General features: G+C 65.3%; 17 protein-coding genes. 6 read left to right on the top strand and 11 right to left on the bottom strand.

Translation table 11 applies throughout. The features are described from left to right. Nucleotides 1-35: 35 nt before the first annotated feature. From FVP33_RS02870 to FVP33_RS02860, 3 genes are all read right to left on the bottom strand, one after another. Nucleotides 36-1376 (bottom strand): alpha/beta hydrolase, encoded by a 1341-nt coding sequence (locus tag FVP33_RS02870; protein WP_147782133.1) that lies wholly within the window; start codon nt 1374-1376, stop codon nt 36-38. Nucleotides 1377-1586: 210 nt separating this feature from the next. Beyond that, entirely contained in the window at nt 1587-1985 is a 399-nt protein-coding gene (locus FVP33_RS02865) for a nuclear transport factor 2 family protein (protein WP_147782132.1), read from the bottom strand. Continuing rightward, entirely contained in the window at nt 1982-3517 is a 1536-nt protein-coding gene (locus FVP33_RS02860; RefSeq protein ID WP_222706605.1) for a purine-cytosine permease family protein, read from the bottom strand. The genes FVP33_RS02865 and FVP33_RS02860 overlap by 4 nt, the downstream gene beginning before the upstream one ends. Nucleotides 3518-3639: 122 nt before the next feature. Between FVP33_RS02860 and FVP33_RS02855 the strand changes: the two genes are divergently transcribed. From FVP33_RS02855 to FVP33_RS02840, 4 genes are all read left to right on the top strand, one after another. After that, nucleotides 3640-4308, top strand: coding sequence for a cyclase family protein (locus tag FVP33_RS02855; protein ID WP_147782130.1), 669 nt, complete (start codon nt 3640-3642; stop codon nt 4306-4308). A 46-nt stretch (nt 4309-4354) separates the two neighbouring features. Continuing rightward, nucleotides 4355-5317, top strand: coding sequence for an agmatinase (gene speB / locus FVP33_RS02850; protein ID WP_147782129.1), 963 nt, complete (start codon nt 4355-4357; stop codon nt 5315-5317). A gap of 114 nt (nt 5318-5431) precedes the next feature. Then, nucleotides 5432-6016 carry a helix-turn-helix domain-containing protein gene (locus FVP33_RS02845; protein WP_147782128.1) on the top strand — a complete coding sequence of 195 codons (585 nt, stop codon included), beginning with the start codon at nt 5432-5434 and terminating at the stop codon, nt 6014-6016. 51 nt (nt 6017-6067) lie between these two features. Beyond that, nucleotides 6068-7156, top strand: coding sequence for an acyltransferase family protein (locus tag FVP33_RS02840; RefSeq protein ID WP_147782127.1), 1089 nt, complete (start codon nt 6068-6070; stop codon nt 7154-7156). Nucleotides 7157-7196: 40 nt separating this feature from the next. On the opposite strand, the gene FVP33_RS02835 is transcribed toward FVP33_RS02840, so the two are convergent. Then, the gene (locus tag FVP33_RS02835) at nt 7197-8099 is read right to left on the bottom strand and encodes an alpha/beta hydrolase (RefSeq protein ID WP_222706604.1); all 903 of its coding nucleotides are present in this window, start codon (nt 8097-8099) and stop codon (nt 7197-7199) included. Nucleotides 8100-8112: 13 nt separating this feature from the next. Continuing rightward, nucleotides 8113-8643 carry a beta-class carbonic anhydrase gene (locus FVP33_RS02830; RefSeq protein ID WP_147782126.1) on the bottom strand — a complete coding sequence of 177 codons (531 nt, stop codon included), beginning with the start codon at nt 8641-8643 and terminating at the stop codon, nt 8113-8115. A gap of 220 nt (nt 8644-8863) precedes the next feature. Here FVP33_RS02830 and FVP33_RS02825 point away from each other — a divergent pair, with 220 nt between their 5' ends. Continuing rightward, nucleotides 8864-9478 (top strand): GNAT family N-acetyltransferase, encoded by a 615-nt coding sequence (locus FVP33_RS02825; RefSeq protein ID WP_147782125.1) that lies wholly within the window; start codon nt 8864-8866, stop codon nt 9476-9478. A gap of 19 nt (nt 9479-9497) precedes the next feature. Here FVP33_RS02825 and FVP33_RS02820 read toward each other — a convergent pair whose 3' ends face one another. The 4 genes from FVP33_RS02820 to FVP33_RS02805 all read right to left on the bottom strand — a co-directional run bounded on the left by FVP33_RS02820 (nt 9498) and on the right by FVP33_RS02805 (nt 16168). Beyond that, nucleotides 9498-11399, bottom strand: a complete 1902-nt coding sequence (locus tag FVP33_RS02820; protein WP_147782441.1) for an APC family permease — start codon at nt 11397-11399, stop codon at nt 9498-9500. 108 nt (nt 11400-11507) lie between these two features. Further along, a complete protein-coding gene (locus FVP33_RS19395) occupies nt 11508-13643 on the bottom strand; it encodes an ABC transporter permease subunit (RefSeq protein WP_187270553.1) in 2136 nt (711 codons plus the stop codon). A 79-nt stretch (nt 13644-13722) separates the two neighbouring features. After that, nucleotides 13723-14991: a sugar ABC transporter substrate-binding protein gene (locus FVP33_RS02810; RefSeq protein WP_147782124.1), complete on the bottom strand. Its 1269-nt coding sequence runs from the start codon at nt 14989-14991 to the stop codon at nt 13723-13725. A 151-nt stretch (nt 14992-15142) separates the two neighbouring features. Then, nucleotides 15143-16168, bottom strand: coding sequence for a PrsW family intramembrane metalloprotease (locus tag FVP33_RS02805; protein WP_147782123.1), 1026 nt, complete (start codon nt 16166-16168; stop codon nt 15143-15145). A gap of 324 nt (nt 16169-16492) precedes the next feature. On the opposite strand from FVP33_RS02805, the gene FVP33_RS02800 reads away from it, so the two are divergent. Next, on the top strand, nt 16493-17071 hold the full coding sequence (locus FVP33_RS02800; RefSeq protein WP_147782122.1) for a uracil-DNA glycosylase family protein: 579 nt from the start codon (nt 16493-16495) through the stop codon (nt 17069-17071). Nucleotides 17072-17119: 48 nt separating this feature from the next. Here FVP33_RS02800 and FVP33_RS02795 read toward each other — a convergent pair whose 3' ends face one another. Continuing rightward, on the bottom strand, nt 17120-17878 hold the full coding sequence (locus FVP33_RS02795; RefSeq protein ID WP_222706603.1) for a succinate dehydrogenase iron-sulfur subunit: 759 nt from the start codon (nt 17876-17878) through the stop codon (nt 17120-17122). 157 nt (nt 17879-18035) lie between these two features. Further along, nucleotides 18036-18668 carry a TetR/AcrR family transcriptional regulator gene (locus FVP33_RS02790; protein WP_147782121.1) on the bottom strand — a complete coding sequence of 211 codons (633 nt, stop codon included), beginning with the start codon at nt 18666-18668 and terminating at the stop codon, nt 18036-18038. Nucleotides 18669-18726 lie beyond the last annotated feature (58 nt).

Genomic DNA, 18726 nt, shown 5'->3' with positions numbered 1-18726 from the left:
ATGCCCCTGCCCCTCGAGGAGGCCGTGATCGGTGCTCACGGCGCCTGGAGATCCCATCGCGGGTAGAGAAGGGGAAGTCCCTTGGGGAGGCCGAACAGAATGGCGTCCGCCCGGTGTCCGACGCCCGGTCCGATGAATCGCGCGGTAGTCATCCCCGCCGCCTTGGCCGCCGCCTCGGCCGCAGCCCCCTGGGGCGTGTAGACGGTGTCCTTCGAGCCGCTCGTGAAGATCGCGAGCATGTCGGTGTAGTGGGTGGCCATCATGATGGTGAGTGGTTGCTCGGCGTCGTATGCCGCCTTGTTGCCGCCGAAACCGAGCCTGAGCGTCGCGCTTGGTGACCCTAGTGATGGACCGATCTCACCGGAGATGTCCAGAATAGATCCGAAGACGTCCGGGTGTTTCGCCCCGAAGGACAGGGCGCACTCACCGCCGTTCGAGTAGCCGCCCACTGCCCAGTACCGCCGCTCGGTTGCGACGTGCAGGTTCGTGCGGATGAAATTGACGACGTCGGTCATCACGTAGGTGTGCACTCTGCCCGCCGGGGAATCGATGCACAAAGGATTCTTCGTCGGACTGCCGATCTGGTCGATCGTGAGCACGATCGGTCCTAGGCCCTTGTTGGCGGCCGCCATCGCGTTGAGGGTAGGCACGAAAAGTGCGCTGCTTTCGGGGCCGCCCGGCTGTCCCATCATCATGACAAGCACCGGCAGAGCGGGCGGGTTGGGCACGAGAGCGGCAGGGGGCAGGTACAGATAGGCGGGTCGTGCCGCGAAGCCGGATGCCGTGTTGGGGATCTTCACGGTTCCCAGTTGTCCACTCGCCGGCATTCCCGCCGGCGGCTTCCAGGTCTGCCACAACGGCTGAGGTGGCGTCGACGGGCTCGACGTCGGGGTGTTCGCCGGGCGAGGGACCGCCAGGGCCTGCCCGGTGTTGAGGTTGAGCAGTGAGCCGAGCGTCAGGTTGAGCCCGTAGCCGGCGTTGATGCCGAGGGTGGCGGTGGCGGCGAAGAGCAGAATCGCAACCGCGGCAATCGCCTTGCGCCACCACCGCGAGTTCCACAGATTGACGACCGCGACGCCGACGGCCGCGAATGCGCCAATCACCCAGGCTCGAGTGTCGGGGTCCAGTGGCAGACCGAAGACGTTGAAGACCACTTCGCACAGGATCAGGGTCACGACGGCCAGCACCGCGCCCGCTCCGGCCCCGGCGAGCACGGTCACCACCCACCGTCGGCTCGGATGCCGCACGGCCCGGTGCGCGTTCTGCCGCCGCGAGGGTCGACGGACCAGGAGATAGCCCAGAACGGCCACGCTCAGGGCACTGCAGATGATGATCACCGTGCCGTCGACGATGTTGAGCGCAAGTATCGAACTCAACGTGGTTCCGCCTTCCCGAGACAAGTGGCGACGCTCCCGGCCGGTTCGGTCAGCGGCTCTTCGCGCAAGCCGTCAATTCCGCGGACGGAGATGTCGGGCGCCACTCCCACAGGCCTGAGCGCCGGTGACAATTATTATGTGCCGCCGACCGCAACGTCTGCCGTGAACGGGCGCAGACACCCGGCGATATCGCGGTGCGATCAGTTAAGATCAGTCCATCACCGACAGGTGTTCGTGCACGCCGAGCCAGAGGCCGGCGGTCTGCACGAGCACGATCGTTTCGCGCTCGTGCGTGACTGCGGTGACGCCCCCGAGCTCGGCCTCGGTCTCGACGTCGTGGCTGAAGACCGCCATGTCACCAAAGAGCTGTACGCGACGGTTCTGCGAGAGGCAACGGTGAACCCGGAAACCCTGGTCTTCCCACTCTGCCCAGAGCCGTTCGTAGGCGGCGCGGGACTCGAGCCGGTGATCGACGTTGTGAAACAGGAATGTGGCATCCGGAGAGAAGCCAGCGAAGTAGGCGTCTCGGCGGTGATTGCCGAAGTCGTCGATGATGCGGGCCGCGGCGGCGAGGGCACTCGCCTCGGTCGCTGCGCCGAGCCCGGTCATGAGGTGGCGCCGGCTCGACGGGCCGCGACCCGGGCGGCGGTGGAGGAGTGGTCGGTCTCGATCGGCCGGGGTTCGCCCGGTCGGCTAGGCACTCCGCGCGGCCCCTCGTCGCCGAAGACGTAGCGAGGCTCGGGGAACAACCAGAGGGCGCCGAGGTACAGCACTGCGCCGGCAACCACGGCCACCGCGAGGCTCAGGTCGATGCCGCCGCCGACGTTGATGAACGGTCCGATGATGATCGGTGGGTAGTTCGCGAAGAGCAGGCCGAGGGCGGCGGCACCGAGCCACGCGACCATCCCACGCCAGTTGACACCGTTGCGGAACCAGTAGGTTCCGCCGATCTCACCGCGGTTGAACACCTGCAGGTCGCGCGGACGGAAGCTTCCGCGACGCACGATGTAGCCGATCGCCATGATCACCATCCACGGTGTCGTCGTCACGATGATGGCGCCGACGAAGGCGTTCACGGCGCCGAGCAGGTCGAAGAAGATACGCCCGGTGAGAATGAACAGGAACGCCACGACACCGATGCCGATGGTGGCCTGCACCCGGCTGAACTTGGGGAACACCGAGGAGAAGTCGAGGCCGGTGCCGTAGAGCGAGGTGGTGCCGGTGGAGAGGCCGCCGATGAAGGCGACGACCATGAGCAGCACCGCGTACCAGATCGGTGAGGCCTGGATCAGCGCCACCACGTAGTCGCTCTTGCCTGCGACGATCGTGGCGGTCGCCACGCCGAAGAGGAACGGGATGAGGGTGAGCAGCTGCCCGAACAGGGTCGCGGCGAGGAGCTTGCGCGGCGGCGTGTTGCGCGGGATGTACCGGGCCCAGTCGCCGAGGAAGGCCCCGAAGGAGATCGGGTTCGAGGCGACGATGAGGGCGGCGGCGACGAACGTGGCCCAGAACCCTCCGAGCGCGAAGCCCTTCGGTCCTGGATCGTACGAGGCGTCAAAAGTGCCGCTGAAGGCGACGATGGCGAGCAGGATCAGGATCGTGTTGGCGATCACCGCTGTCTTGTTCACGAGGAGCATGAACTGGAAGCCGAAGACCACGACGACGATGACGATCACGCCGATCACGCCGTAGACGAGAGTGCGCAGGCCGAGGGAGTCTGGGATGCCGCCGAGCCTGGTGAGTGCTCCCACCAGCGCGTCACCGCTGACCCAGACGGAGATCGAGTAGAACGCAATGGCGGTGAGGAGCGAGAGGAAGGATCCGACGATGCGGCCGCGCACCCCGAAGAAGGCGGCGGACGAGACGGCGTTGTTGGTTCCGGTCTTCGGACCGAACAGGCCCATCGGCATGAGGAAGATCGTGCCGATCAGTACTCCCGAGATGGTGGCGAGCACCGCTTGCCAGAACGAGAGCCCGAGCACGATCGGAAAGGTCCCAAGCAGCACGGTGGCGAAGGTGTTTGCTCCGCCGAATTGGATGCGCAGCAGATCCAGCCAGTTCGAGGTTCGGTCGGCGTCCGGAATGGTGTCGACCCCGTGGGCCTCGATTTCGGTGATCTTCGGTCGTGCGTTGACGGTCACGGGTTCATCAGCAACGGCTCTGTTGTGTGACATTGATTCGCTCTCGGTCGGACGTGGCTCACCCACTTCGGATTTGCAAGACACTAGTGCAAATAGTGACCTGCATGCAATAGTTGTTGACTATGAGGATACAAGCCATCGTGGACCTCTCGGTTGTGGTCAACGGGGACACCCAGACCTACACCGGGGACCCGACACCGCGATTCGAGCGCCACAGCACCATCTCGCGGGATGGATTCAATCTGATGTCCGTGAGCATGGGATCCCAGACTGGCACGCACGTCGACGCGCCCTTCCACTTCGACGACTCCGCCCCGAAACTCGACGAACTGCCCCTCGAGCGATTCGTCGGCACCGGTGTCGTCGTCGATGCGCGAGCGGCCGGCCAGCGGGGGCGCATCACCTGGGACTACTTCGAATCCGTCGAGAAGTCGCTCGTTCCGGGCGCCATCGTGCTGCTGCACACCGGGTGGAGCGCTCATTACGGAACACCCCGGTACTTCGAGAACCCGTTCCTGGACGCCGGGGCGTGCGCCCAGCTGATCTCGCGCGGCATCCGCACGTTCGGCATCGATGCGCTCAACATTGACGAGACCCCGGATGGTGATCACCCGGGCGAGGGATTCCCCGTGCATCACCTCGTCGCCGACGCGGCGGGGGTCATCAGCGAGAACCTGACCAACCTCGAATCCATCCGGTTCGCGGACCCGTTCATCTCCCTCCTCCCGCTCGCCTTCGAGGCGGCCGACGGTGCACCGGTGCGCGCCGTGGCGTTGCAGCTGATCCCCTGACGTCCGCCCGACCAGACCTCCAGACCTCCAGACCGAAAGCATCCCCATGACCTCACCCTTCATCGGTCCATCCGACGCGAGCATCTCCCCGCGGTACGCGGGCATCGCCACCTTCGCCCGGCTTCCCCGCATCGAGGACGTGCCGAAGGCCGACATCGCCGTCGTCGGCGTGCCGTTCGACAGCGGAGTCAGCTACCGGCCGGGCGCCCGGTTCGGTCCGGCCCACGTGCGCGAGGCGTCCCGGCTGCTGCGCCCATACAACCCGGTCCAGGATGTCGAACCGTTCAACGCACAGCAGATCGTGGACGCCGGGGACATCGCCGCCAACCCGTTCAGCATCGATGAGGCCGTGCAGCAGATCGAGACCGCCGCGACCGCGCTCGGGGCGGACGGCACCCGACTCCTCACGATCGGCGGCGACCACACGATCGCGTTGCCGCTGCTCCGTGCCGTCACCAGGCGCACCGGGCCGGTCGCCGTGCTGCACTTCGACGCTCACCTCGACACTTGGGACACCTACTTCGGTGCCCCAGTCACCCACGGCACCCCGTTCCGACGCGCGTCGGAGGAGGGGCTCATCAATCTCGACGCGAGCCTGCACATCGGCATCCGCGGCCCGCTCTACAGCCGCCAGGACCTGAAGGACGACGCCCGTCTCGGGTTCGCGGTGATCGCCGCTCACGAGTTCGAAACGGATGGGCTCGCCCGCGTGATCGAACGGATGCTCGCGCGACTCGGCGATCGTCCGGTCTACGTCTCCGTCGACATCGATGTGCTGGACCCGTCCCACGCCCCGGGCACCGGCACACCGGAGGCCGGCGGCCTGACCAGCCGGGAGCTGCTCGCCATCATCCGCGCACTCGCCGCCGTCACCATCGTGGGCGCGGATGTGGTGGAGGTCGCTCCGGCCTACGACCACGCCCAGGTCACCGCCGTCGCCGCCTCGCACGTCGCTTACGAGATCCTGTCCGCCATGACTCCGCGACCAGCGCCCGCGCCGAGCAGTTAGGAATCCGCCAGCGCGGGCACCGTCCTGCGCGCCTGTCGAGCACTCGTGCCGGATACTGGCAGGGCGGCATCGCGCCGTCAGAACACACCTGGTCGCACCGACAAAGAGGGAAGCATGCGAGCCGTACACCCGACTCCTTCGGGAACCCCCCTGGCGATCGGGGCTAAGCTCCGGTCCACCCGGCTGGCGCAGTCGCTGACCATCGCCGACATCGCAACGGCGACCGGTCTCAGCACGGGATTCATCAGCCGGGTGGAACGCGACGAGACCTCGCCGAGTGTCACGTCCCTCGTGACCCTCTGCCAGGTGCTCTCGCTGCCCCTCGGCACGCTGTTCGAGGCGCCGGAGAACGAGGTGATCGCCCTCGCCGATGCGCCCCTCATCAACATGGGAGGCAGCAACGCGATCGAGCGGCTGTTGACACCGCGCGCGGAGTCTCGGGTGCAGGTGCTCCGCTCCCGGCTCGAGCCGGGCGCGACCGGTGGTCTCGAGCTCTACACGATCAATTGCGACGTCGAGATCGTGCACGTGCTCAGCGGCTCGCTGCACGTGCGACTGGTCACCGGAATCGTCGAGCTCGCGACGGGGGACACCATGACACTCGCCGGCCGCGAGCCGCACTCCTGGGACAACGTCACGGATGGCGTCACGGAAATCATCTGGACCATCGTTCCGGCGGCCTGGAGCGGTTCCTCGTAGAACCTGCTCGGCACGGAGGTGCGCCTCAGGTGCCTCGGCTAACGTCGGCGAATGTCTCCTCCCCGGGTCGAAGCCGCGAATGAGCCGGTCGGGCACGCATACAACCCGGCCCTGGACGGCCTGCGGGCCGTAGCGATCCTTGCCGTTGTCGCTCAGCACGCCGGGATTCCCGGTCTCGACGGCTACCACGGGGTGACACTGTTCTTCGTGATCAGCGGCTATCTGATCACGGGTCTTCTGCTGAAGGAGCACGACAGGAGCGGCGGCATCCGGCTTGCCCGCTTCTACGGTCGCCGGTTCGCACGCCTCGCGCCCGCACTCATCGTCGTGGTTGCCGCGACCTGCCTCTGGCTGGTCGTCACGAGGGAGCCGATCGCGTCGTATTGGGGCGGCATCCTCGGCAGCCTCACCTTCACCACGGATCTCATCCAGCCATTCTTCGGCAACGGCAGCGTTGGCCATTACTTCCAATGGTCCTGGTCGCTCGGAGTCGAGGAACTCTTCTACCTCGTCTGGCCGATGTCCTTGATCCTGTTGGCCAGGTGGCACCGCTTCGCGGCGGCCGTGACAGTCCTCGTCGCGGGAGTGGTGGGCTGCTGGGCCCTGCGGGCGTTCCTGATCTCAGACGGGATGAGCCACAATCGCTTCTACTTCGCCCCAGACACCAACGCCGACGCCCTCCTCCTGGGCGCACTCCTGGCCCTCGTGCTCCTCCGTTGGCCGCGAAGTCGGGCCTTGCGTCTCGCCGGTCGCATCGCCGGGCCCCTCGGTCTGCTCGCTCTCGTCGCCCTCGTCTGGCCGTATTCCGGCGACGCCATGGTCCACATCGACAAGGGGGCGTTCGGCCAGGCGGCCCTTGCCTCCGCGGCGCTCGTTCTCTGGATGGCCACGTCTCCGGCGGGCCGCGTGGGGGCCATCCTCTCCTGGCCCCCGGTCGTCCTGGTCGGAAAGCTGTCCTATGGCATCTACCTCTGGAACCTGCTCACCATCTTCGTTCTCGCGTCCATCGTGCACCACAGCCCCATCCACAGTTGGTGGGGCATCGCCTGGTTCGCGGTGCTCATCGGCGTCGCGTACCTGTCCTGGCGATTCGTCGAGACCCCGCTGAGAACTCGATGGGCGCCCGTCGCATCACCGTGAGGGCACCGGCGGGTCTCGTTCGCGGCACCTGCCGGGGGAGTCAGTGCACCCGTTCCCTGAGGAACGTCCCGATCCGCTCGGTCGCCTCGGCCGCCTCGGGGGTTCCGAGCATCAACTGGTAGACGTGGGGGAGTCCATCGCCGACCTCCAGCCGCACCTCGACCCCCGCCTTGGTCGCGGCCTGGGCGAGACGTTCCGAATCGCTGAGGAGGAGGTCGGCCGTTCCCACCTGCACGAGTAGCGGCGGGAGACCGGACAGTGAGGCGAACAGCGGCGACGCCAGGGGCGTCCTGGGGTCGGCGCCGGCCAGGTAGTCGGAGGCCAACTGGCGCAGCAGGGCCGGTGTGGAGATCGGATCCTGGTCCACCCGCTCGATCATGGACGCGCCCGAGCTGGTGAGATCCACCGTCGGGGACATTAAGACGGCGGCCGCGGGCAGTGCCTCACCGGCATCCCGCGTGGCCACGAGCAGGGCGACGGCGAGACCGCCTCCCGCCGAATCGCCGGCGACGGCCAGCGAGTGCGCGTCCAGTTGCTGGTCGGTTCGCAGCCACCGCCACACCCCCCGCACGTCGTCGATGGCTGCAGGAAACGGATGCTCGGGGGCCAGCCGATACTCGGGGAACAGCACCCGCATCCCGCCGGCCCGGCCGAGCCTGGCGGCCAGCTCGCCGTCGCTGAGCAGGGACCCGAGTTGATAGCCGCCGCCGTGCAGAAAGAGAAGAACCTTCTCGCTGTCCACCCCCGGGGCATCGAGCCAGTGCGACCTCACACCGCCGGCCGTCACCTCGCGAACCAGCACGTCGTCGGGCATCGGGTGAACGGGTCCGGCCGGGGCGAAGGCGGTGCGAGCCTCCGCCAGCGTCGGCTGAGCCACGTCGGCGGCGGCGCTCTGCCGCCGCGTCAATTCCTCCATCAGACGCCGCATCGCCTGGCTCGGCATCAGGGCCTCTCCGCTAACGCGAGTGGCCGGCGAGCGTCGCTTCCTGCGGCACCACCTCGCTCAGCCGGCCGGTGTCCAGGTCGTAGACGAATCCCCTGACCGGAACGTCGGGGGAGATCCAGGGATGTGACCGAACCTTCTGCACCTGCTCCCGCGTGTTCTGCTCGGTGTCGGTGAAGCTGTAGAACCTGGCCGGGGCAATCGGTGACATCCCCGTCTCGCGGCGAAGCCGATCCTCCAGCTCACCGTCGGTGAACCGGAGCATCCCGCAGTCGTTGTGGTTGATGATCATGATTTCCCGGGTGCCCAGCACCCGTGTGGAGATGACGAGGGACCGCACCGAGTCGTCATCGATCACGGAACCGACGTTCCTGATCATGTCCACGTCGGCATCGCTCAGCCCCAGCATCCGCACGATGCCGGAGAGCCGGGGATCCGCACAGGTGACGATCGCGATTCGAGGCGCGGGCGGCCCTCCGAGGCCGGAATCGTAGTCGTTGGCGATGGTCGCATTGGCGCTCAGCGCCTCGTCGATGAGGCTCATGACACTGTATCTCCTGTCTTGACCGATCACTTCCCAGCCGGGAGGTGGGGCTCCTGCCGTGCCCAGAATCGACGATAGGACCGGAGCAGTGGGGCGGGAACGCCGGTTTTCCGCCAACCCGCTGTCGGAAAGACGACGTTCTCGACTCGGCCGGAAACCGGCTCCCCTGACCGCGGAGCTGTACGCTGGCCGAAATGGCACCCAGGGTTGGAGTCAGTGCATGCCCGCAGAAGTCGCCGGTCCCCGTGTCGCGACCCCGCAGGACCGGGATGTTGTCGTCGCGATCCTTGTCAGCGCGTTCTACGACGACCCGACGTGGAGCTGGGCGTTTCCGAATCCGGCCCTGAGGTCCGAGCAGCACGCCCGGCTGTGGGGGTTGTTCGTGGACGGCGCCTTGCGCTACCCGTGGGTGTGGCTCGGCCAGGGCGACACCGCAGCGTCGGTGTGGATCCCGCCGGACGGAACAGACCTGTCGCACGAACAGGAGGCGACACTGGAGCCGAGCATCGTCGAGATGCTGGGCGCGGATGCGGCTCCCGTGCTCGAGGCACTGGGGTTGTTCGAGCGGGCCCACCCCCGAGATGTGCCGCACTTCTTCCTGAGTCTCTTGGGCACCAGAGTGGAGCACCGGGGGAGAGGACACGGCCTCGCCCTCCTGGCGGCGAACCTGCGCCGGATCGACGAACTCGGGATGCCGGCCTATCTGGAGGCCAGCAACCCGGCGAACGTCGCGTTGTACGCACGATACGGATTCGACGTGATTGGTTCGTTCGAATTACCCGGCGACGGGCCCACGATCTTCACGATGTGGAGGGATGCAACGCCCCTCGGATGAGCTGCCGAACTCGAGTTGCTCAGCTCACGTGCACTGCGGGGCGGCGTTTGGGATTGCGCTCGGTGGTGCGGAGCACTTCGCGCGTCACGGGCCCGACTTCGCCGACGCCGACGATCAGGAATCGGAACATGTTCGAGAGAGGGTTGCCTTCCGTCCACTGGAAATAGATTTCGGGCACAATTCCGGTTTGATCCCGGATTTCCAGAAGCACCGCCGCAATGGTATTCGGCACGTTCGCGCTGACGACTTCGAGCACACGGTATCCGTGTCTGGCGACCCCGTGCACGACCAGGTCCTCTTCGAAGTCGGAGGAGTCTGCCGGATGCACCTCCAGAAAGATGATGGGGGAGCGTTCGGGGATGTGGTCGTAGACCCGCATAGAGCGGCTCTTCTTCTGGTATTCGTCGTCGGTATCGCCGTCCGGCTCGTGGGAGATGATCCGGATGGCGGCGTGTTCTTCGGCATCCTGACTGACGAAATCGAGTGCGTTCTCGTCAAGGACGACGGAGGTTGCGCGAAGTTGGAACGAGCGGCGCACACGGGAGATGATCGACACGATCAGGATGCCGAGGATGAACAACCCGGCGATGCGAACTCCGTCTGGTCGTTCGATCACGTTCACTACCGTCGTGTAGAGGAGGATGAGTGAGATCACTGCGAACCCGATGGCGTGCCAGATTTGCCGCTTGCGACGGGCCGAAAGTGTAACGGCGATGGCGGCGGACGTCATCAGAACCAGCACGCCCGTGGCGTACGCGCCGCCTTGCGCGTCGACGCTGGCGTCGAAGACGATCGTGATGAGAAACGCGATTCCCGTGAAGACGAGCACGAGCGGACGGACCGCCCTGGTCCACTGGGGCGCCATGCCGTAGCGGGGGAGGTACCGCGGGACCAGGTTCAACAGGCCCGCCATCGCCGAAGCGCCGGCAAACCAAAGGATGCAGATCGTACTGATGTCATACACGGTGCCGAAGGCGGGCCCGAGGTATTCGTGGGCGAGATAGGCGAGTGCGCGACCGTTGGCGGGCCCTCCCGCCTGAAACGCTTTCTGGGGGATGAGCAGGGTGGTCACCGTGCTGGTGGCGATGAGGAAGCAGCTCATGATGACTGCCGCGGTCGTCAGCAGTCGCTTTGTCCCGTGGATGCGACCCGCCGGGTTCTCCTCGGTGTCCTCCGGGCGGCCGGTGACTTGCGGCATCACGGCGACGCCTGTCTCGAACCCCGAGAGGCCCAGGGCAAGCTTGGGGAAGACGAGAAGCGCGATACCGACCATGATCAGAGGATTGCCGTGTTGGGCGGTGAGCGCACCCCACCAATCGGTGATGACCGCCACGTGCCCGGCGATACGGGCGACCGCGACGATGACCACGACGAGGTTCATCCCCAGGTAGGTGCCAACGAGGATCACGGCGATCCCGATGGCTTCCTTGAAGCCCCGCAGGAACACCACCCCCAGCAACGCGACAAGCAGGAGTGTGACGAGAAGCTCGTTCCCGTGCAGCCACGCGGGGACCAAGGGGTTCTCGACCGCGTGCGCCGCGGCATCCGCGGCCGACAGGGTGATGGTGATGATGAAATCGGTGGCCGCGAACCCGAGCAGCACCAACACGAACAGTTTGCCGCTCCACCATGGCAGCAACCGTTCGAGCATGTGGATGGAACCTGATCCGTGGGAACTCTCCTCGGCGACCCGGCGATACACGGGAAGGACCCCGGCGAGGGTCAGCACGACCAACACGACCGTGGCAATGGGGGACAGCAGGCCGGCAGCCAGCGCCGCGATCGCCGGCTGGTACCCGAGGGTGGAGAAGTAGTCCATCCCGGTCAAACACATCACCCGCCACCACGAATGCGTCTTCTCGACCGTTTTCGCATACGGCCCCACGTGCTCACCGCTCTGATCGACAAGGCCCAGGAGCATCCAGGCCCGAAACCGCCTCGTCCGCGAAGAGTCCACATGCTCACAGTAATGCCGGCCGCGACGCGCCGAGCCCCCACCATCTACCGCTTTAGACGGCGACCGGGCTGGTCAGGTTCGGGCTCGTCCTCGGTGCGCCACTGCGTCGATCGTGACAGCGGCGACGAGTACCAGCGCGGTAACCACGTATTTCGCCGGCGCGCTGTACCCCTGCAGGCCCATGCCGTTGTCGATCGCCGCGATCACGAGTCCGCCGAGCACGGCATGCAGCGCCTTCCCGCGACCACCGAACAGACTGGTGCCGCCGATCACGGCGGCCGCGATCGCATACAGCACAAGAGTCCCGCCGTCGAAAGATGTGGAAACGGAACGCAGCCGAGAGGCGTAGACGATACCGCCGATACCCGCGGTGAATGACGCGAGCATGAAGGCGAGCGTGCGGATCCGCGAGAGGCTCACACCACCCCGGCGCGCGGCTTCGGCGTTTCCGCCGATCGCGTAGACGTAGCGGCCGAACTTCGTGCGGCCGAGCAGAACGGTCCACGCGGCGAGCACGCCGAGAACAATCAGCAGCACCCAAGGAACGCCGCTGATCTCAATCAACGAGCCGCGGTTCGCGTTGCAGAGCAACACCACGCCGATACCCGCCGCGAACACCCCGGCGATCTTCACGGCGCTCAGGCTCGCCGGAGGGGCCACCAACCCGCTCCGACGACGTCGGGAGTCCCGCAGCCACGTCATGGCGCTGAACGCGCCGGCGATCACCACCATGACGATCCAGCTCGCGAGGGGGCTGAGGTTGCCGCTCGCGATGTTGTTGATCACGGGGTCGTTGATCGGAACCACACCGCCGTTGCCGAGGATGATCAGCATCACGCCGAGCCAGCCGAGCTGCCCGCCCAGTGTGACGACGAAGGACGGCAGCCCGATGCGGGTGATGATCGTGCCCTGAAGTACTCCGATGACGGCGCAGCTGGCCAGCGCGATGGCGATGGCCGCCCACCACGGCCACCCGGTCGACTGCTGCACGAACTCGGCCATCACCACGCCGCCGATGCCCCCCACGTAGCCAATCGAGAGATCGATTTCGCCGAGCAGCAACACGAACACCTCGCCCATGGCGAGCAGCATGAACACCGAGCCCTGCACCAGCAGGTTGACCAGGTTGCCGGGGGTCAGGAAGTACTGATTCAACGACTCGAACAGCACCGAGATCAGGATGAGGCCACCGATCACCGGCAGCACGCCGCTTTCGCCGCCCCGAATTCGGGCCAGTGCGGCGCGTAGATATTCGCGAAGGGAGGTGGCGACGATCGCGGGGTTCATGGCGAGGGCAGCCTTGCTCGCTGCAGCCTCGGTGATCGGCTCCTCGCCGGCTTCGACCATGGCGGGCGGAAGGGGTCCGGCGGCACGAACCTGGGGCTGTCTGTGCTCCGATTCACTAGGTTCCGGCCTGACCCGGTCGGAGACACCGGTGGTCATCAGGTCCACTACGATCTGCCGGTCGAGTTCGGCGGCCGGGCGCACTTCGACGAGCCGGCCGAGCCTGAGAACAGCGATGCGGTCGGCGACTTGGAACACGTCGTTCATGTTGTGCGAGATGACGATCACGGCCACCCCCCGCTCGACGAGTTGGCGGATCAGGTTGAGCACCACCTCGGTCTGCGCGACGCCGAGGGCGGCGGTCGGCTCATCCATGATCACGAGTCTCGAGTTCCACAGCACCGACTTGGCGATGGCCACGGATTGGCGCTGCCCGCCGGAGAGCGACGCGACGGGCTGCCGGATCGAACGCACGCTCGTCACCGCCAGGCTGCGCAGTGTCTCGCGGGCCGCGATCTCCATGCTCTCTTCGTCGAGGATGAACCGCCGCGAGCGTTCCCGGCCGAGAAACATGTTCTGCACGATATCGAGGTTGTCGCACAGGGCAAGGTCCTGATAGACGGTTTCGATGCCGAGGGCGGCGGCCTCGTGGGGGGAGTGCAACCGTACGGGTTCGCCCTCCCAGTACAGCTGTCCGTCATCCGGCGTGTAGATTCCCGCGATGCACTTGATGAGCACCGACTTTCCCGCGCCGTTGTCTCCAGCGAGGGCCGTGACCTGCCCTGCTGGCACCTCGAGGGTGACATCGACGAGCGACTGCACCGGCCCGAAGTTCTTGTCGATGTCGAACAGACGCAACAGCACCGGGCTCGAGCTTCCGGGCTCTGCGGAATCACTCTGCGCTGGTTGAGGGGCCGGGTTCACGATTCTTCCTTAGGGACGTTGAGACGACCGAATCCCGGACCGTGCCCTGTCAGGCACGGTCCGGGACACCAGGTGAGGCCTAGCCGATTCCAGCTGCCGTGCACGCGTCCTTCACCTGCGTGACGCACAGGTTGGCAACCGTCACGGCACCATCCTTGACGACTGTCGCCGCCATGTTCTTTGTGGTGACCCACAGCGGCGTCAGGAGGCTCGAGTCGACATCGGTCCCCGCCGTATCGTCGTGCGTCTTGCCGTTGACCAGAGCGGCAGGCACCGTCTTGCCAGCCCGCAGGTAGATCGCCACTGCGGCAGCGGCCTGAGCCTCGAAGTAGATCGGCTTATACACCGTCCCGCACTGGTAGCCCTTCAGGATGTTCTGCAGGCCGGACAGCGACGCATCCTGACCTGTCGTCGGGAAGGTCTTCGCCGGGATCTGCTTGCTCTGCAGATAGGCAATCACCGCGTTGGCATTGTCATCGTTCGGCGTGACGACCGCGTTGATGTTCGGATGCGCGGTGAGCTGCTGGGCGAAGGTGGTTTGCGCCACCGAAGGCGTCCAGGTGCCGGCCGGTTCGCCGACATTCACATACTCTCCACTGTCGAAGTGGGGCTTCAGCACCGCGTTATAGCCCTGCGCGAACAGTTTCGCGTTGTTGTCCGTCGGGTCGCCATCCATGATCAGGATGTTGGGCTTGCTGACCTTCCAGTCGGCGATGCAACTCACTTCGCCGTTGCCGATCAGTGTGCCGACCTTCACGTTGTCGAAGCTGACGTACACGCGACCCGCCGCGCCGCCCTTGACGAGCCGGTCGTAGTCGATCACCTTCACGCCTCGTGCCGTCGCAGTCGCCTCGATCGCCGCCCCAGAGCCGGAGTCGAGGGCATCAACGAGAAGCACCGATGCGCCGGCGGTGATGTCAGCCTCTGCCTGGGTTTGCATGGTGCTCGCGCTGCCCTGGGCATTGTCGACCTTGAACTGTGACGAGCTGAGTCCCGCGGCCTGGAATGCCTTCGCCAGGTACGGTGCATCGAAGGTCACATAGCGCGCCGACGTCGTGGTGTCGGGCAAAAGCACACCGATGAGACCCTTTCCCTGCGACGCGAGAGACTTGAGCTTGGCCATGACCGAGAAATCGGCTGTGAAGTCCGAAGCGGAGACCGTCGGGACGGCTCCGCCCGAACTGGTACTGGTTGGCGTCGTCGTGCCGCCCGTGTTCGAGCACGCAGCAAGCGCCGTGATTGTCATCGCGACCACGAAGGTGAGACCGCCACCTCGCCGTGTCATTCGTCCGACTTTAGACATCTTGACCACCTGTAACCTTCCCTTGGTTCCCCGCACCAGCTTCATCGACCATCGCTCAAGTCAGGCAGGGTCCAAGGTCCCGAAACCGCTAACGATGTGGTATTGTCGGCGGCCGCACTTGCGGCCGACACTCACTCCACCAAACTCAGCGGCTGATTCGTCTGGCACGCGCGTCGCCCGTGAACGTTGCGCGTCGCTAGCGAATTTCAGGGAGCGGTCGTGGAACCATGAGGGTCTCCGACTCGATGATCGATTGGGTTCTGCGGAAGTGCCGCAGCGTGAGCCAGAGGGCCAGCACTCCCAGCGTCGAGGACACCGTGAGGGCGACGACGTACAGTGTCGTCGACAGCGCCGAGATGGAGCTGAGGACGGCACTCATTTGATAGGGGGAACTGACCACGGTATTTCCCTGCCCGGTCAGGAGAAGCGCAGCGTACGTTGCGAGCATGCCCGATGCGTCCCAGAGACTGTGCAGCAAGGCGGCCGTCAGGAGTGCGGCCGGTATCCACCACGACCAGCGGTAGCGCGAGCGCACGCGGGCCGAGCCGAAGAGCACGGCACCGAGGAGTGCGGTCCAGAGCACGTGATCGACAGGTGCGAGGATCGCACGAATCACCTCGGTCTGCACCAGAGAGATGATGTCGATGCCCTGGTTTGTGATGGCAGCGTTGAACGCGTAGCCGGCCGATTCGAAGGCCGCGAACCCGGCTCCGATCGTCGCTCCGAGCAACGCGCCTTGACTCGCGGTTTTCGGTACCACCCGCCACCCGATGATGACGAGGAGAATGCCCTTGACGGCCTCCTCGATGAGGCCGACGAGGGCGTAAGACCACCAGTTGGCGGTGAGGTCGGCCTCAAGGAGGGAAGCGCCGAGTACTCCGAGAATGCCGCCGAAGAAGAAGGCGAGGATCAGCTGGAGACTGCTGATCGACCCGGTCACGCGTTCGATCACGAAGAGCACGACCGCGAACGGGACGAGGAAGCTCCCGAGCAAGATCAGGGTCGGAACGAGGTTCGTGTTCTGGGTGACCACCGTGACCACGATCGTGACGACCCAGAGTGCAAGTCCGGCGAGGAGTGTCTTCCACCACCAGCCGTGGTGGTGATGAGGGTGCTGTTTCGCCTCGGCCTCATGGGTGTGGAGTGCCGCGGTGGACTGCGGAGAGGAGACTGCACGGTCGCCGATTGCCACGGGTATTTCGGTTCTCAGGTGCTCGTTCATCACTGCCTCCTCGTGGCTCGTTGCGCATTCACGATGTTGAGCGCCGGTGAATCCCACGCCGGATGAGCTTCGTCTCACCTTTCAGGCACCGCCGCGACATCCGACAGGGTCGATGGTCCTCTTCTTCGAGTTGTTGGATGCGCTCCGGACGGGAGTGAAGCGATTCGAGAGCGCCCGCGCCGCCGGAAGCCTGTCGCGCGGCGCGACCACGACGGGGACCAGGGCCGGCGACTATGTCATCAGCGGACCCTGCTCGTCTCCTGTTATTGTCTGCGGAATGCTGCAATCGTCCTTGAGACCGGCCAGTCGAGTCCGGGGTGACACGTGACCATTGACGCGATCCGGAAGGCCATCGACGCTGATCCCGCGAACGCGGCCTGGGCGAAGCGAGGCGAGGGACCCTTGTTTGTTGCGGATCCTGCCGCTCGGATCGCGATCATCGGTCAGGCTCCCGGACAGAAGGCGCAAGCCTCCGGAATCCCCTGGGACGATGCAAGCGGCGCGAAACTCATGCTGTGGCTTGGCGTGACGGAGGATCAGTTCCGAGACCCCTCTCTGTTCGCGATCCTCCCCATGGACTTCTATTACCCGGGCAAAGGGACCAGCGGAGACCTGCCCCCGCGAAGGGACTTTGCGCCACGATGGCATCCGCCCATCCTGGGCCAACTCTCGGGGATTCGTTTGACGTTGCTTGTCGGCAAGTACGCGCAAGATCACTATCTGGTCGCCAGTACCAGGAGCAACCTCACCGAGACCGTTCGGGCCTTCCGCGAGTACTTACCCGACGTGTTTCCCGTGGTGCACCCGTCGCCGCTTAACTTTCGTTGGCAAGCGCGCAATCCATGGTTCGAGACCGACTTGGTGCCCGCACTGAGAGCCGCGGTCGCCGACGCGATCGTGTGAGCCTGTCTTCTGGCAGCAGGACAGCGTTGATGGCAGCGCCCTGACCTGTTACGGTTTGCCGCGCATGATCGCTTGTTTCACTTCTGAGATCGCATGGGTGACTTGGATGCCCCGCGGGCACGCTTCGGTGCAATTGAAGACCGTGCGGCAACGCCACACTCCTTCTTTGTCATTCAGGATGTCCATATGCACCTGGGCGCCGGTGTCGCGCGAATCGAAAATAAACCGATGCGCATTGACGATCGCAGCAGGACCAAAATATTGCCCGTCCGTCCAAAACACCGGACACGATGCGGTGCAGGCCGCACAGAGGATGCATTTGGTGGTGTCATCGAAACGTTCCCGTTGCTGCGGTGACTGTAGGTACTCCCTGCCATCGGAAGGAGTCGGTGCCGGTGTGACAAACGGTTGGATTGCACGATAACTGTCGAAGAACGGCTCCATGTCCACGATGAGGTCCTTCTCCAACGGCAGGGCTTTCAGCGCTTCGATGTAGATCGGCTTGGAGATGTCGAGGTCTTTGATCAGAGTCTTGCAGACCAGACGGTTGCGGCCGTTGATGCGCATCGCATCCGAACCGCACACCCCGTGCGCGCAGGAGCGGCGGAAGGTCAGTGATCCGTCTTGTTCCCACTTGATCTTGTGCAGCGCATCCAGGACGCGATCCGTCGGATACATCTCGACATCAAAATCCTGCCAATGCGGCTCATCATCCATTTCCGGATCGAACCGGCGGATGATCAGAGTCGCCGTAAACGTCGAGACTGAGTCCTTTTCGTCCGACAGGTCCGTCCTGATTGTGCTCACAGGTATCTCCAACCGTGCAACGGCGAATACCAGGCGTGCTCAAATAACTTTCCGCGCCCGACCTTTGTGACAAAAGCAACCCTGGAGCACCCCAGTGTCGAGCAAACTCGACACGGCCTCAACGGCGCAGCATGAACGAAGGCTCCTCGCGCTTCGGCTACTCGGCCTGGGTCGGAACTGTTGTCTTGGAAGACTGCAACCCCAGCAGGGCAAGCGCCCGGCGCGCGTGGTCCTCCGCCTCGGCCAGGCTCACCGGGGGCAGCAGCCCCAGCAGCCGTTTCCGGTGCTCCTCGCCAAGCAACAACGTAAACAACGGCTGGGCTCGAGGGACCGCGACCTGGCCGAATTCTGCACGAATATGGTCCGCGAGTCGCGCGATATGCCTCGCGTCGCCGTTGTCATGGAGCGTCTGGGCGAGTTCGGGAAACCGCGTGGACTCGGCGATCACCAGCCGGTGCAGCCCGATCAAGTCTGCGGAGTTCAACCGGTAGACAATTCGCGTGCAAAGCGATTCGAGCGTGTCCTGATCCGGAGCGTCGCTGCTGACGGTCGTGGCGAGGCTGCGGACCATCGCGGTGAAGACGCCCGCCTTGTCATCGAAGTAGCTGTAGATGGTGCGTTTGGTCACCCGGGCAGCTGTCGCGAGCTGGTCGAAGGTGACATTCCCGTAGCCGTGCTCGAGGAAGATGGGCAGGGCGGCCTCGAGGATCTGCGCGCGGCGCTCAACCCGTTCGCTTGCAGTGGGCCGACCGCGCTTGCGCACCCGGTGGGCCGGATCGTGGGCGGTCATCCGTTCCTCTCCTAATGAAGAAATGATGCGCGCACCGCACCCTCAGGGATATAATGAT

The sequence above is a fragment of the Lacisediminihabitans profunda genome (assembly GCF_008040105.1).
Lineage (GTDB): Bacteria > Actinomycetota > Actinomycetes > Actinomycetales > Microbacteriaceae > Lacisediminihabitans > Lacisediminihabitans profunda.
The sequence above is the reverse complement of the archived record's forward strand: the minus strand, read 5'-3'. Positions and strand labels throughout refer to the sequence as shown.

Bases quoted from the DNA above. Each gene is read 5' to 3' on its own strand.
- FVP33_RS02865 (WP_147782132.1), bottom strand. From the start codon at position 1,985: ATGACCGGGCTCGGCGCAGCGACCGAGGCGAGTGCCCTCGCCGCCGCG.
- FVP33_RS02855 (WP_147782130.1), top strand. From the start codon at position 3,640: ATGAGGATACAAGCCATCGTGGACCTCTCGGTTGTGGTCAACGGGGAC.
- speB (WP_147782129.1), top strand. From the start codon at position 4,355: ATGACCTCACCCTTCATCGGTCCATCCGACGCGAGCATCTCCCCGCGG.
- FVP33_RS02845 (WP_147782128.1), top strand. From the start codon at position 5,432: ATGCGAGCCGTACACCCGACTCCTTCGGGAACCCCCCTGGCGATCGGG.
- FVP33_RS02840 (WP_147782127.1), top strand. From the start codon at position 6,068: ATGTCTCCTCCCCGGGTCGAAGCCGCGAATGAGCCGGTCGGGCACGCA.
- FVP33_RS02835 (WP_222706604.1), bottom strand. From the start codon at position 8,099: ATGCCGAGCCAGGCGATGCGGCGTCTGATGGAGGAATTGACGCGGCGG.
- FVP33_RS02830 (WP_147782126.1), bottom strand. From the start codon at position 8,643: ATGAGCCTCATCGACGAGGCGCTGAGCGCCAATGCGACCATCGCCAAC.
- FVP33_RS02825 (WP_147782125.1), top strand. From the start codon at position 8,864: ATGCCCGCAGAAGTCGCCGGTCCCCGTGTCGCGACCCCGCAGGACCGG.
- FVP33_RS02820 (WP_147782441.1), bottom strand. From the start codon at position 11,399: ATGCTCCTGGGCCTTGTCGATCAGAGCGGTGAGCACGTGGGGCCGTAT.
- FVP33_RS02810 (WP_147782124.1), bottom strand. From the start codon at position 14,991: ATGAAGCTGGTGCGGGGAACCAAGGGAAGGTTACAGGTGGTCAAGATG.
- FVP33_RS02805 (WP_147782123.1), bottom strand. From the start codon at position 16,168: ATGAACGAGCACCTGAGAACCGAAATACCCGTGGCAATCGGCGACCGT.
- FVP33_RS02790 (WP_147782121.1), bottom strand. From the start codon at position 18,668: ATGACCGCCCACGATCCGGCCCACCGGGTGCGCAAGCGCGGTCGGCCC.